The sequence below is a fragment of the Streptomyces sp. NPDC048290 genome, from assembly GCF_040652095.1.
In the GTDB taxonomy this organism is placed as follows: Bacteria; Actinomycetota; Actinomycetes; order Streptomycetales; family Streptomycetaceae; genus Streptomyces.
Genome location: NZ_JBEZLM010000012.1, coordinates 214409 through 227168, shown reverse-complemented (window position 1 = coordinate 227168; position 12760 = coordinate 214409). Strand labels below are relative to the sequence as shown.

The following is a 12760-nucleotide window of genomic DNA, read 5'->3' as shown; positions in this document are numbered from 1 at the left end:
GGTCCCCTACGGGACGGGTCAGGGGCGATTGCGGGGCGGTTCGGGGTTCCGGTGGAACTCGCGGACCGTCCGCAGCGTTTACCGTGGAAGAGCGGCGCGTGCTGTGCCGCCCCCGCCGGAGGAGGAGCGTCGTGGAAGCCGTGATCGCAGTGTTCGCCCTGCTCTTCGTGCTCTTCCTCGGAGTGGGTGTCTGGGCCACGGTGAAGGTGGTCGGCGCCGCCAAGCGCGGCGTGGACCGCACCGTCGCCCAGGCCCGCCGTACGGTCGAGGACCACACCCTGCGTGCCAAGTCCTTCGCCCAGACCGGCCCCGCCGGAGAGATCGCCCAGCTCAGACTGAAGCTGCGCACCTCGATGCGCGCCACCCAGGACGCCCTGCACGCGGGCGCCACCGAGGACGAGTCCCTCAAGGAGTCCCTCGCCCTCTTCCACCGCCTGAGCGCCCACGGCCATGAGCTGGACGGCGAGCTGCGCCGCATGGAGTCCGAGCCCGACCGGCAGACCCTCGCCGAGCGGCTGCCCAGCCTCCGTGAGCGCACCGAGCGGATCATCGGCTCGGCCGACTCCCTGCGCTGGGCCGCGCGGGACCGCGCCCGCCGGTTCGCCGACGACGACCTGGACTCGCTCAGCACCCAGATCGACATGGAGGCGGGCGCCCTGCGGCACTGGGACACGGTCGACCCCGGGCCCGCCCCCACACCGCGGAGCGCCACCCCCGAGGCCACACCGCCGCCGTGGCCCGAGGCCCCCACCGCCGCCGACGCTGCCGACGGACAGACCTGGCCGGACGACGCCCGCTCCCGGACGGCCCAGGAGCCGACGAGGCCCGCGATCACCCCGCCCGCCCCGCGCCCCACCTACCCGTGGCAGAAGTCCACCCGCCCCGAGAGCACCACCTGATCCCGCCACCCCCCGCCAGAGGCTCACCCGTCCGGGCTGCCGCACCCGCACTACGGCAGGTAACCTCCAGCTCATGTCCCGCCATGTCGCGATCGTCACCGATTCAACGGCCTACTTGCCGCCCCGGGCGATGGAGCGTCACGGCATCACCGCGGTCCCCCTGACCGTGGTCCTCGGCGACCGCGCGCTCGAAGAGGGCACGGAGATCTCCACCCGCTCACTGGCCCAGGCTCTCCAGAAACGACGTTCCGTCACCACCTCGCGGCCCAGCCCGCAGTTGTTCGCCGAGACCTATCGTCGGGTCGCCGAGTCCGGTGCCGACGGCATCGTCTCGCTCCATCTCTCCGCCGAACTCTCCGGCACCTATGACGCGGCGGTCGCCGCGGCCCGCGAGGCGCCCGTGCCGGTACGGGTGGTGGACACCGGGATGATCGCCATGGCCCTCGGGTTCTGCGCGCTCGCGGCGGCCGAGACGGCGGAAGCGGGCGGCACCGTGGACGAGGCGGTCACCGCGGCCGAGAAGCGCGCCTCGGGCACCTCCGCCTACTTCTATGTCGACACCCTCGACTATCTGCGCCGTGGCGGCCGGATCGGCGCCGCCCAGGCCCTGCTGGGCTCCGCGCTCGCCGTGAAACCCCTCCTCCAGCTCCAGGGCGGCCGGATCGAACCGCTGGAGAAGGTCCGTACGGCGTCCAAGGCCATCGCCCGGCTGGAGGAACTGGCCGCCGAACGGGCCGGTGCCGGACAGGTCGACATCGCCGTCCATCATCTCTCCGCCCCCGACCGGGCTTCCGCGCTCGCCGACCGGCTGCGGGAGCGGGTGCCCGGGATCGCGGACCTGCATGTCAGCGAGGTCGGCGCGGTCATCGGGGCGCACACCGGGCCCGGGTTGCTGGGAGTCGTGGTCTCCGCGCGCTGAGGGGCGCAGCGGCGGGAAGGGCCGTGGCGGGCGGAGCGGGTGGTGTCACCCGTGTGGGTGACGGAGTTATCCACAATCGGTGGGCTGTCCCCGGGAATTGAGCAAGATCATCGCCGATCGGGCGAGCTGATCCATCCTCGCCGTATGGCACTTCGAGCACGTACACACAGCAGGTCCGCGACCAGTGGTCCGGGCCGTCGTCCCGGCTCCGACAGCCGGAGCCGTCCCCACCGTCCGCCCGTACGAGGGCGGGGCAGGTACAGGCACGCCTCGGCGCAGGAACTGCGGCGCCGGGCCGAGTTGATGTTCGGGGAGGCGGAGGCCGTCGAGGAGGCGGGGGTGGGACCTCCCGGCGCGGTGGAAGCGGCCCGTGCCGCCGAGCCGGCGTCGGGTCCAGGGGGTCCTGCTGGGGCGTCCGGCGGGCTGCGGGGGCGGGTTCTGACCGCTGTGCGGGAGCGGATGCCGGTGTGGTTGCAGACCAGGGTGGGGCTGGAGCGCAGGAGCGTGGTGGCGCTGACGGTCGTCCTGGTGGTGGCGTCCGGGTTCGCCGTCCAGCACTTCTGGACGGGTCGGCCGCAGAGCGTGCGGGCACCGGAGGTGGTCGAGGCCGCGACGCCTTTCGAGAGGGCGGAGACGGGGGCACCGGCGGGTGCGGGGGATGCGGGGGCTGCGGGAGATACGGGGGGATCGCCGGGTGCGGCCGGTGGGTTGGGCGCGGTGGGTACGGCCGGGGCGGTGGTCGTGGTCGATGTCGGTGGCAAGGTGCGGAATCCCGGGGTGCACCGGCTTCCGGCGGGATCGCGGGTCGCGGACGCCCTGACGGCGGCCGGTGGGGTGCGGCCGGGGGCGAAGCTCGGTGGGCTCAACCGGGCGCGGGTGCTGGTCGACGGTGAGCAGGTGGTCGTCGGGGAGCCCGGCCCACCGCCGCCCCCGGGGCCGCCCACAGGTGGTGCGTCCGGTACGGGCGCCTCTGTGCCCGTCTCCCTCGGCACGGCCACGCTGGAGCAGCTCGACACCCTGCCCGGCGTCGGTCCCGTACTGGCGCAGCACATCCTCGACTACCGCGACCAGCAGGGCGGATTCCGCTCGGTGGACGAACTGCGGGATGTCAACGGCATCGGGGAGCGCCGCTTCGCCGATCTGCGGGACCTGGTCCGGCCATGAGGGCGACCGTGGCCGTACCCGACCCCGTGGGGCGGCGGGCGGTGCACGCGGACGCGGACAGCCGACTCGGTGACGCCCACCCCCGGCAGGACGGACCGGCCGATCTGCGGCTCGTACCGCCCGCGCTGGCGGTCTGGGCGACGGCGGCGCTGGCGCTGGACGCGCCGCCCGGATGGATCGTCGCGGTGATCGCGGGATGCCTGGCAGTGGGCGCCGGGCTGTGGCTGTGGTGCAGAGGGCCCCGGACGGGGCTCCGGACCGCGGTGGGTGCGGTATTGCTGTGTGTCGCGGCTGCCGCGGCGTCGGCCGGACTGCACGGGGCGGATCTGCGCCGCGGGCCGGTCCCGGAACTGGCGGGCCGGTTCGCGTCGGTGACCGCCGAGGTGACGCTGACCGCCGACCCGCGACTGTCCCGGCCCAGGGACGGCGGCGACCGTGCCGCACCGGCTTCGGTGCTCGTGCCCGCCGAGGTGGTGGCCGTGCAGACGGGCCGCAGGGCGGGTGTGACACGGACACGGACGCCGGTCCTGCTCATCGTGGACTCCGGGGCCCGTGAAGGCGGCGCGGCGGCGCGGTCACCGTGGCTCGGGCTGCTGCCGTCCACGCGGGTACGGGTGGACGGGCGGCTGGCGCCGGTCACGGCCGGGGACGGGCGGCTCGCGGCGGTGCTGCGGGTGCGCGACCCGGCTCCGCCCGAAGTGGTGGCGGGACCCACGGCCGTCCAGCGGTTCGCGGGGACACTGCGGGCCGGGCTGCGGGCGGCGACCGACGCGCTGCCGGCCGATCCCCGAGCGCTGCTGCCGGGACTCGTCGTCGGGGACACCTCCCGGATCACTCCGGACCTGGACGAGGCGTTCAAGGAGACCGACCTGGCCCATCTCCTGGCGGTCTCCGGAAGCAACCTCACCATCATCCTGGCCCTGCTGCTCGGCCCACCGGGACTGGCACAGCGGATCGAACGGCGGGGTGCCGCACCCCGGTTCGGGATCTCCCTGCGGGCGACGGCGGTGTGCGGCGGGGTGCTCACTCTGGCCTTCGTGGTGGTGTGCCGACCCGACCCGAGCGTGCTGCGGGCGGCGGCCTGCGGGGCGGTCGTCCTGCTCGCGCTGGCCACCGGTCGGCGCAGATCACTGCTCCCGGCGCTGGCGACAGCCGTACTGCTGCTGGTGCTGTACGACCCATGGCTGGCCCGGAGCTACGGCTTTCTGCTCTCCGTGCTGGCGACCGGGGCGCTGCTCACCCTCGCGCCCCGGTGGAGCACGGCGCTGCGGCGGCGTGGAGTACCGCCCAGGCTCGCGGAGGCGCTGGCGGCGGCGGGCGCGGCCCAGGCGCTGTGCGCGCCGGTGGTGGCCGTACTGTCGGCGCGGGTCAGTCTGGTGGCGGTGCCGTGCAATCTCCTGGCGGAGTTCGCGGTGGCACCGGCGACGGTACTGGGGTTCGCGGCGCTCGCCCTCGCCCCGGTGGCACTGCCCGCGGCCCAGGCGCTGGCGTGGTGCGCGGGCTGGCCGGCCGGATGGATCGCCGGGATCGCCCGGACCGGGGCGGCGCTGCCGGGCGCCGGGATCGACTGGCCGGGGAGCTGGACGGGCGCCGTACTGCTGGCCCTGGCGACGGCGACGGTGCTGTACGCCGGACGGCGTGTGCTGGCGCGGCCGTGGCTGTGCGCTGGGTGCGCGCTGCTGCTGGCGCTGGTCGTGGTCCAGCCGCCACCACTGAAACGGGTGATCACGGGCTGGCCCCCGACGGGATGGCGGCTGACGATGTGCGACGTCGGACAGGGCGACGCCACCGTACTGGCGGCGGGGGAGGGCAGCGGTGTCGTCGTGGACGCCGGACCCGACCCGCAGGCCGTCGACCGGTGTCTGCGCGGGCTCGGCATCACCCGCGTCCCGCTGGTCGTCCTCACCCACTTCCACGCCGACCATGTGGCCGGGCTGCCGGGAGTGCTGCGGGGGCGGGCCGTCGGGGCGATCGAGACGACCGGCCACCAGGAACCAGCGGACCAGGCGGCGTTCGTCCGACGGGAGGCGGCGGCCCGGGGCGTCCCGGTACGGCGGGCCGTCGCCGGAGAGGCGCGGGACGCGGGCGGCGGACTCGGCTGGCAGGTGCTGTGGCCACCACCCGAGCCGGTACTCCGTCCGGAGGGACCGAACGACGCGAGCGTGGCGATGCTGGTGCGGTCCGGCGGACTGCGGATGCTGCTGCTCGGGGACCTCGAACCCCCCGCCCAGCGAGCGCTCCTGAGAACCCACGCGGCGGTCCTGCCCCGCCGGGTGGATGTACTGAAAGTGGCCCATCACGGCTCGGCGTACCAGGATTCCGGGCTGCTGCGCGCGGTGACGCCCAGAGTCGCGTTGATCAGCTGCGGCCGGGACAACCGCCATGGACACCCCGCGCCCAGCACCCTCGCGGCGCTCCGAGCGGCTGGGGCGGAGGTGCGCAGAACCGACCAGGACGGGTCACTGGCGGTGACAGGTGGCGGCGGGACGCTTCGGGTGGCGGGAGACTGATGCCATGAATTCCGCACAGGTTGATGCATATCTCCGCCGACTGGGCGTCGAGCACCCGGCGTGGCCCACCGTCGACGTCCTGCGTGAGCTGCATCTGCGCCACCTCCAGAGCGTGCCCTTCGAGAATCTGTCGCTGCATCTGGGCGAGCCGATCGTCCTGGAGGAGAAACACCTCGTGGACAAGCTGGTGGGGGCCCGCAGGGGCGGCTTCTGCTACGAACTCAACGGGGCCTTCGCCGCTTTGCTGAAGGCGCTCGGCTTCGATGTCACACTGCTCGCCGGGCGGGTCTACGGGGACGAGGGAGTGACCGGGATTCCCTACGACCATCTCGCGCTGCGGGTGCGGACGGTGGACGGCGGGGAGTGGCTGGCCGACGTCGGCTACGGGGCGCAGAGCCACGGGCCGCTGGCGTTCGGGGACCGGGGCGAACAGGCCGACCCCGGCGGGGTGTTCCGGATCGTCGAGGCCGGTCCCGACCGGGCCGGGGTGCGGGGCGGGTCGGCGTCGGCGGACGGCGACCTGGACCTCATCAAGAACGGCAGGCCGGAGTACCGGCTGGAGGTACGGCCCCGCGTGCTCGCCGACTTCGGCGCCGGGGCGTGGTGGCACAGCACCTCACCGGAGTCGCACTTCAGGCGGTCACTGGTGTGCTCACGGGTCACCGAGGAAGGCGGGCGCATCACACTCAGCGGACGCCGCCTGACGGCCACGGCACCTGACGGGACGCGTGAGGTACGGGAGCTGGAGTCGGACGGGGAGGTCCTGGCCGCGTACCGGGAGCGGTTCGGGGTGGTCCTGGAGGAGGTGCCTCGGGTTCGGGGGAGTTGAGGCGGGGGAGGCGGGGCGGGAGGGGGCGGGGAGGGGAGGAGAGAGGAGGGGGAGGGGAAGGGGGAGGGGCCGGGGGGACGCCTTCTAGCGGTTGTCGCAACACCTGGTCGTGTTGATCAAGCCGCCAGCAGTTTGTGCAGGCGCTCGGCTGGGGTTTCCCAGTCGAGCGTCGCGTGGGCAGCCGTTGAGTTCGGGCCTGTGCGCAGGGCCCAGTCGAGTTCACGGCGTCACTCGGGCCGTTGCGGTTGGATCTTCTGTCGGGTCGGGTGATCGTGCCGTGCCCCGGGGAGACGGACGCGCTCCCCTGGCCGAGAAATCACCGCCCTCTGTGCAATACCTGTGCGAACAGTGTGTAAGGGGCTAGTCGGCTGTAGTACCAGCACACGCGCTGGTTTCCGGTGATGTGGACCCGTGTTGCCTCGAAAGCCACATCGGTGGTCGAATGTTTCTTCGGTAACGGGGATGTCGAGTGGTGCAGGGGTGTCGCAGATGATCGGCCGCTGGCTGGGGAGCCGGACGAAGCGGGTGCAACGGAACAGTCCGCTGGCGGCGGTCCGCACCCCGCCACAGGCCGGGGTGCTCAGCTGCCGGGTGATCGACCCGGTCAACGAACCCGTGCGGAACGCGGAGTTCGTGGTCAGCGACGCCATGGGGCGCACGGTGGTGAGCGGGGGTACGGACCCGTTCGGATCGTTCGTCACGGCGGTACCGGCCGGGGAGTACCGGTTGGCCGTGTCGGCGGAGGGGTTCACTCCGTTCCGGGCCGGTGCGACGGTCACCGAGGACGCGCTCGCCTCGCTGGGTGATGTGACGCTCCAGGTCGCGGCCCCGCCGCAGCTGCCGGGAGCCGGTGACTGGGAGGTGGAGCCGATGCACTCGTCCATCGCCTTCACCGCGCGGCACATCGGACTGGCCCGTATCCACGGGCGGTTCAACGCGTTCGCCGGGGCGGTGCGGATCGCCGACCAGATGGAACAGTCCGCGATGCATGTGGTGATCGACGCGGCCTCCATCGACACGAATGTGCGGATGCGGGACGACCATCTGCGGTCGGCGGACTTCCTGGACGTGGCGCGGTTCCCGGCGATCGAGTTCTACAGCGACCGGTTCGTCCACCGGGGCGGGAACAAGTGGTCCGTCACGGGCGCGCTGTCGCTGCACGGCGTGACCCGTACGGTCACGCTGGAGACGGAGTACCTGGGGCTCGGCAACGGCATGGAGGGTGAGACCCGCGCCGCGTGCCGGGCGACGACCGAACTGCACCGCGACGACTTCACGGTGAGCTGGCAGACCATGCTGGCGCGGGGGATCGCGGTCGTCGGACCGAGCATCCGGATCGAGCTGGATGTGCAGATCGTGCCCAAGCAGGTCGTCGGCGGCTGACCGGCGGGACCCGGCGATGACCGGGGGTCCCGTCGTGCCGGAAGATGGCGCAGTGAGCGATGTGAGACATGTGCTGGTGCTGCCCGACCGCGACGCCGCGCAGGAGGCGGCCGAGGCGCTGCGGGAGCGGTTCGGCACCGAGGAGGAACCCCGGTTGGTGCGGGACGCGCTGGCCGGTGAGGACGACGCCGAGGACGCCCAGTGGCTGCTGGTGCTTGAGGACGCCGACGGACGGCTCGACGCCGCCGCGCTGGACGCGTTCGCGGGGGAGTGGGACGGCTGGCGGGAGGAGCCGTAGGCCGCCGTCCGGGCGGGGCGGGGTTCCGGCCCTCGCGTCCTCGGGGACCTCGGGGGCAGCCCTCGTGGACATGGTGGCGAGGGCGTTGTCAGTGGTGCGTGCCATGCTTGTCGTGATGGCCAGGAAGACTGCTGACAACGACCCGCTCGCCCCGGTGACCCTCGCCGTGGGCCAGGAGGACCTGCTGCTCGACCGTGCGGTGCAGGAGGTGGTGGCCGCCGCGAGAGCCGCCGACGCCGACACGGACGTACGCGATCTGACCCCGGACCAGGTGCAGCCCGGCACGCTCGCCGAGCTGACCAGTCCCTCGCTCTTCGCGGAGCGCAAGGTCGTGGTCGTGCGCAACGCGCAGGATCTCTCGGCCGACACGATCAAGGACGTCAAGGCGTACCTCGGGGCGCCCGCCGAGGAGATCACGCTGGTGCTGCTGCACGCCGGGGCGGCCAAGGGCAAGGCCCTGCTGGACGCCGCGCGCAAGGCGGGGGCGCGGGAGGTGGCCTGTCCGAAGATGACGAAGCCGGCCGACCGGCTGGCGTTCGTCAGAGCGGAGTTCCGGGCGCTGGGGCGGTCGGCCACACCGGAGGCGTGCCAGGCGCTGGTGGACGCCATCGGCAGCGATCTGCGGGAGCTGGCGTCGGCCGTGGCGCAGTTGGTCGCGGATGTCGAGGGCACGATCGACGAGGCGGTCGTCGGGCGGTACTACACGGGCCGGGCGGAGGCGTCCAGCTTCACCGTCGCCGACCGGGCGGTCGAGGGCCGGGCGGCCGAGGCGCTGGAGGCGCTGCGCTGGTCGCTCGCGACGGGCGTGGCACCGGTGCTGATCACCAGCGCGCTGGCCCAGGGCGTCCGGGCGATCGGCAAGCTGTCGTCGGCCCGTGGCGGGCGGCCCGGGGATCTCGCGCGGGAGCTGGGGATGCCGCCGTGGAAGATCGACCGGGTGCGGCAGCAGATGCGGGGCTGGACGCCGGACGGGGTGTCGGTGGCGCTGCTGGCCATCGCGGAGGCGGACGCGGGCGTGAAGGGCGGCGGGGATGATCCGGAATACGCGCTGGAGAAGGCCGTGGTGACGGTGGCGCGGGCGGCGCGGATGCGGGGGCGGTGACGCGCGCGGGACGCGGACGGGCTGCGGGAGCTGCCCGCCGGGGATGACGCGGTTGCCGGGCCAGGCCGGGACTGGGACGGGGCGGCGGCAAGGTGCCGGGGCACGCTCGCCCGTCAGCCCCGTCAGCCCCGTCAGCCCCGTCAGCCCCGTCAGCACCGTCAGCACCGTCAGCACCGTCAGCACCGTCTCGCCGGAGCCGACGAAACGGTACGGTCGCTGACCGCGCTCCCTCCGTTGCCCGACCCGACCTCTGTGCTGGCCCGGCCACGCACGGTGAGCCGCCCCCCGGCCCCTCCCGCGAGCCGCCCCCCCCCGCGAGCCGCCCCGCGTCCGCCGGACGGCACAGCAAGACGCCCGCCGTGATGCCGCCGGACCGCGTGCCCCCGCCCACAGTCGCGCGACCACCCGCCCGACGTCGGAAACCCCGGACCCCGAACCCCGGACCCCGAACCCAGAGCCCCAACGCTTCCGTCCCGCACGCCGCGGGCCCCCACCCACACAAAAACCCCGCCCGACCACCCTGGGGAAGGGCGGCCCGGCGGGGCCATGGTTCACGCTGTTCAGAACCGCGCCCGCGTGGCGAACGCAGGCCGCGCGCGGTTCTCGGGGCGCCGGTCGGGGGCGGATGAGAGAGGGCCCGCCCTCGGTCCTTCCGGCGGCCGGGTCCCGTGGAGCGGATCGAGCGAATCAAGCGAGTCGAGCGAAGGGAACGAATCCAGACACCAGACACACGGAACGCACGCACCACATGGAACCGGTCGGACCCCGGCAGGGGTCCGTCAGATCAAGAAAGGGATCAGCCCTTGAGGGACGCGACCTTCGAAGCCAGCGCCGACTTCTTGTTGGCGGCCTGGTTCTTGTGGATGACGCCCTTGGAGACGGCCTTGTCGAGCTGACGCGCCGCAGCGCGCTGGTACTCGGTGGCCTTCTCGACGTCACCCGCGGCAGCGGCCTCGCGGGCCTTGCGGATCGCGGTCTTCAGGGAGGACTTGACGGCCTTGTTGCGCAGCCGGGCCTTCTCGTTGGTCTTGATCCGCTTGATCTGGGACTTGATGTTCGCCACGAATGAGCCTTTGCAGGTTCTGGCGCGGGGCCGCACGGGTCCCACACCGAATGATCAACAATGATTTCTGCTGGAGTGCCTCGCGCAGAGAGGGCATGAGACACAGCGACCCACAGTACCAGCGGCTCCGTGAGCGGCCCAAACCGGTCGCCGGTCGCCGCCCATGGGACCATGGAAGCTACGTATCGATCCGACCCGAGGCACAAGGCGCCTCAAGAGACAGGACCCTGCGTGCCCGCGACCCCTAACCATGTGCCCGAGCCGAGCCGTACCGACCCGGCTCTGATCCGCAATTTCTGCATCATCGCGCACATCGACCACGGCAAGTCCACTCTCGCCGACCGGATGCTCCAGCTGACCGGTGTGGTCGAGCAGCGGCAGATGCGTGCTCAGTACCTCGACCGGATGGACATCGAGCGCGAGCGCGGCATCACGATCAAGTCCCAGGCGGTGCGGCTGCCGTGGGCTCCCACTCACGACAAGAGCAACACGCACATCCTCAACATGATCGACACCCCCGGGCATGTCGACTTCACCTATGAGGTCTCGCGCTCGCTCGCCGCGTGCGAGGGCACGGTCCTCCTCGTCGACGCCGCCCAGGGCATCGAGGCGCAGACCCTCGCCAATCTGTATCTGGCGATGGAGAACGACCTCACCATCATCCCCGTGCTCAACAAGATCGATCTGCCCGCCGCGCAGCCCGAGAAGTTCGCGGAGGAGCTGGCGAATCTGGTCGGGTGCGATCCGTCCGACGTGCTGAAGGTGTCCGCCAAGACCGGGCTCGGTGTCGACGCGCTGCTGGACCGGGTGGTCGCCGAGGTTCCGGCGCCGGTCGGGGTCAAGGACGCGCCCGCCCGCGCCATGATCTTCGACTCGGTCTACGACTCCTACCGCGGTGTGGTGACGTACGTCAGGGTCATCGACGGCCAGCTCAACAGGCGTGAGCGCATCCGGATGATGTCCACCGGCGCCACCCACGAGCTGCTGGAGATCGGCACCAACTCGCCCGAGATGCTCCCGGCCGACGGGCTCGGGGTGGGCGAGGTGGGCTATCTGATCACGGGTGTGAAGGACGTCCGCCAGTCCAAGGTCGGTGACACGGTCACCAGCCAGCACAAGGGCGCCACCGAGGCGCTCGGCGGCTACAAGGACCCGAAGCCCATGGTCTTCTCGGGTCTGTATCCGCTGGACGGCTCCGACTACCCGGAGCTGCGCGAGGCCCTCGACAAGCTCCAGCTCAACGACGCCGCCCTGGTCTACGAGCCGGAGACCTCCGCCGCCCTCGGCTTCGGCTTCCGCGTCGGCTTCCTCGGCCTGCTGCACCTCGATGTGGTCCGGGAGCGCCTGGAGCGCGAGTTCGGCCTCGACCTGATCGCCACCGCGCCCAACGTGGTCTACCGGGTGATCATGGAGGACGGCGAGGAGCACATCGTCACCAACCCGAGCGAGTTCCCCGAGGGCAAGCTCCAGGAGGTGTACGAGCCGGTCGTGCGGGCGACCATCCTGGCGCCGACCGAGTTCATCGGCGCGATCATGGAGCTGTGCCAGACCCGGCGCGGCACCCTGCTCGGCATGGACTACCTCTCCGAGGACCGGGTCGAGATCCGCTACACCCTGCCGCTCGCGGAGATCGTCTTCGACTTCTTCGACCAGCTGAAGTCCAAGACCCGCGGCTATGCCTCGCTGGACTACGAGCCCACCGGCGAGCAGGCGTCGTCCCTGGTCAAGGTGGACATCCTGCTGCACGGCGACAAGGTGGACGCGTTCTCCGCGATCACCCACAAGGACCAGGCGTACGCGTACGGTGTCCGGCTGGTCGCCAAGCTGAAGGAGCTGATCCCGCGGCAGAACTTCGAGGTGCCGGTGCAGGCCGCCATCGGCTCCCGGGTGATCGCCCGCGAGACCATCCGCGCCATCCGCAAGGACGTCCTCGCCAAGTGCTACGGCGGTGACATCTCCCGTAAGCGGAAGCTGCTGGAGAAGCAGAAGGAAGGCAAGAAGCGGATGAAGATGGTGGGGGCGGTGGAGGTGCCGCAGGAGGCGTTCATCGCGGTCCTCTCCAGCGACGACGGGTCGCCGGGGAAGTCCAAGAAGTAGCACCGGGAGGGCCGGCCACCGCGAGGGTCGGCTGCCGCTTGGGCGCAGCGCTGGAGCGGGCACATACGTCCGGCTTCCGCGCGGCGCCCCAGGGCCCGCCGTACATGTGTGCGGCGGACCCTGGGGCACGCCCCTATGACGGCCCTCGCGCCCATCCATACGGACCCGGTACCCACCGGTGCGACGGCCCCGTGCCCCGTCCCGACCGCCACGACGGACCAGGCGCCCGCCAGAAACGACGGACCTCGCATCCGCCACCACGGCAGACCTGGCATCCGCCACCATGGCGGACCTGGCGCAGGCTCACTACGACGGACCAGGCCCCCCCTACGACAGACCTGGCACCGGCCCCCTACGACGGACCTGGCACCGCCCCTACGACAGACCTGGCGCCCGGTACCACGGGCTCCGCATCTGCCGAAACGACAGACCCGGCACCTGCCCCTACGACAGACCCGCCCCCACCCACGCCCACCGATATGACAGGCCCTCGCCC

10 protein-coding genes are annotated in these 12760 nt (G+C 72.3%); 9 read left to right on the top strand and 1 reads right to left on the bottom strand.

Going from position 1 to position 12760, the window contains the following annotated elements:
• Nucleotides 1-131: 131 nt before the first annotated feature.
• The 8 genes from AB0D49_RS22430 to holA all read left to right on the top strand — a co-directional run bounded on the left by AB0D49_RS22430 (nt 132) and on the right by holA (nt 9104).
• Nucleotides 132-899: a hypothetical protein gene (locus AB0D49_RS22430; protein ID WP_362760021.1), complete on the top strand. Its 768-nt coding sequence runs from the start codon at nt 132-134 to the stop codon at nt 897-899.
• 73 nt (nt 900-972) lie between these two features.
• Nucleotides 973-1818, top strand: a complete 846-nt coding sequence (locus tag AB0D49_RS22425; protein WP_362760018.1) for a DegV family protein — start codon at nt 973-975, stop codon at nt 1816-1818.
• Between the two features lie 144 nt (nt 1819-1962).
• Complete coding sequence (locus tag AB0D49_RS22420; protein ID WP_362760015.1) at nt 1963-2982, top strand: ComEA family DNA-binding protein; 1020 nt, start codon at nt 1963-1965, stop codon at nt 2980-2982.
• Nucleotides 2979-5492, top strand: coding sequence for a ComEC/Rec2 family competence protein (locus AB0D49_RS22415; protein ID WP_362760012.1), 2514 nt, complete (start codon nt 2979-2981; stop codon nt 5490-5492). The genes AB0D49_RS22420 and AB0D49_RS22415 overlap by 4 nt, the downstream gene beginning before the upstream one ends.
• A 4-nt stretch (nt 5493-5496) precedes the next feature.
• Nucleotides 5497-6321: an arylamine N-acetyltransferase gene (locus AB0D49_RS22410; RefSeq protein WP_362760009.1), complete on the top strand. Its 825-nt coding sequence runs from the start codon at nt 5497-5499 to the stop codon at nt 6319-6321.
• Between the two features lie 489 nt (nt 6322-6810).
• Complete coding sequence (locus AB0D49_RS22405; RefSeq protein ID WP_362760193.1) at nt 6811-7704, top strand: YceI family protein; 894 nt, start codon at nt 6811-6813, stop codon at nt 7702-7704.
• A 52-nt stretch (nt 7705-7756) separates the two neighbouring features.
• Nucleotides 7757-8002 carry a hypothetical protein gene (locus AB0D49_RS22400; protein WP_362760006.1) on the top strand — a complete coding sequence of 82 codons (246 nt, stop codon included), beginning with the start codon at nt 7757-7759 and terminating at the stop codon, nt 8000-8002.
• Nucleotides 8003-8117: 115 nt separating this feature from the next.
• Complete coding sequence (holA, locus tag AB0D49_RS22395; RefSeq protein ID WP_362760003.1) at nt 8118-9104, top strand: DNA polymerase III subunit delta; 987 nt, start codon at nt 8118-8120, stop codon at nt 9102-9104.
• A 796-nt stretch (nt 9105-9900) separates the two neighbouring features.
• Here the strand turns inward: holA and rpsT are convergent.
• Nucleotides 9901-10167 (bottom strand): 30S ribosomal protein S20, encoded by a 267-nt coding sequence (gene rpsT / locus AB0D49_RS22390; protein ID WP_015660447.1) that lies wholly within the window; start codon nt 10165-10167, stop codon nt 9901-9903.
• A 231-nt stretch (nt 10168-10398) separates the two neighbouring features.
• Here rpsT and lepA point away from each other — a divergent pair, with 231 nt between their 5' ends.
• Nucleotides 10399-12264, top strand: a complete 1866-nt coding sequence (gene lepA / locus AB0D49_RS22385; protein ID WP_362760000.1) for a translation elongation factor 4 — start codon at nt 10399-10401, stop codon at nt 12262-12264.
• The last annotated feature ends 496 nt before the right edge of the window (nt 12265-12760 follow it).

Coding starts and splice junctions, on each gene's coding strand:
- AB0D49_RS22410 (WP_362760009.1), top strand. CDS start 5,497: ATGAATTCCGCACAGGTTGATGCATATCTCCGCCGACTGGGCGTCGAG.
- AB0D49_RS22420 (WP_362760015.1), top strand. CDS start 1,963: ATGGCACTTCGAGCACGTACACACAGCAGGTCCGCGACCAGTGGTCCG.
- AB0D49_RS22425 (WP_362760018.1), top strand. CDS start 973: ATGTCCCGCCATGTCGCGATCGTCACCGATTCAACGGCCTACTTGCCG.
- AB0D49_RS22405 (WP_362760193.1), top strand. CDS start 6,811: ATGATCGGCCGCTGGCTGGGGAGCCGGACGAAGCGGGTGCAACGGAAC.
- holA (WP_362760003.1), top strand. CDS start 8,118: ATGGCCAGGAAGACTGCTGACAACGACCCGCTCGCCCCGGTGACCCTC.
- AB0D49_RS22415 (WP_362760012.1), top strand. CDS start 2,979: ATGAGGGCGACCGTGGCCGTACCCGACCCCGTGGGGCGGCGGGCGGTG.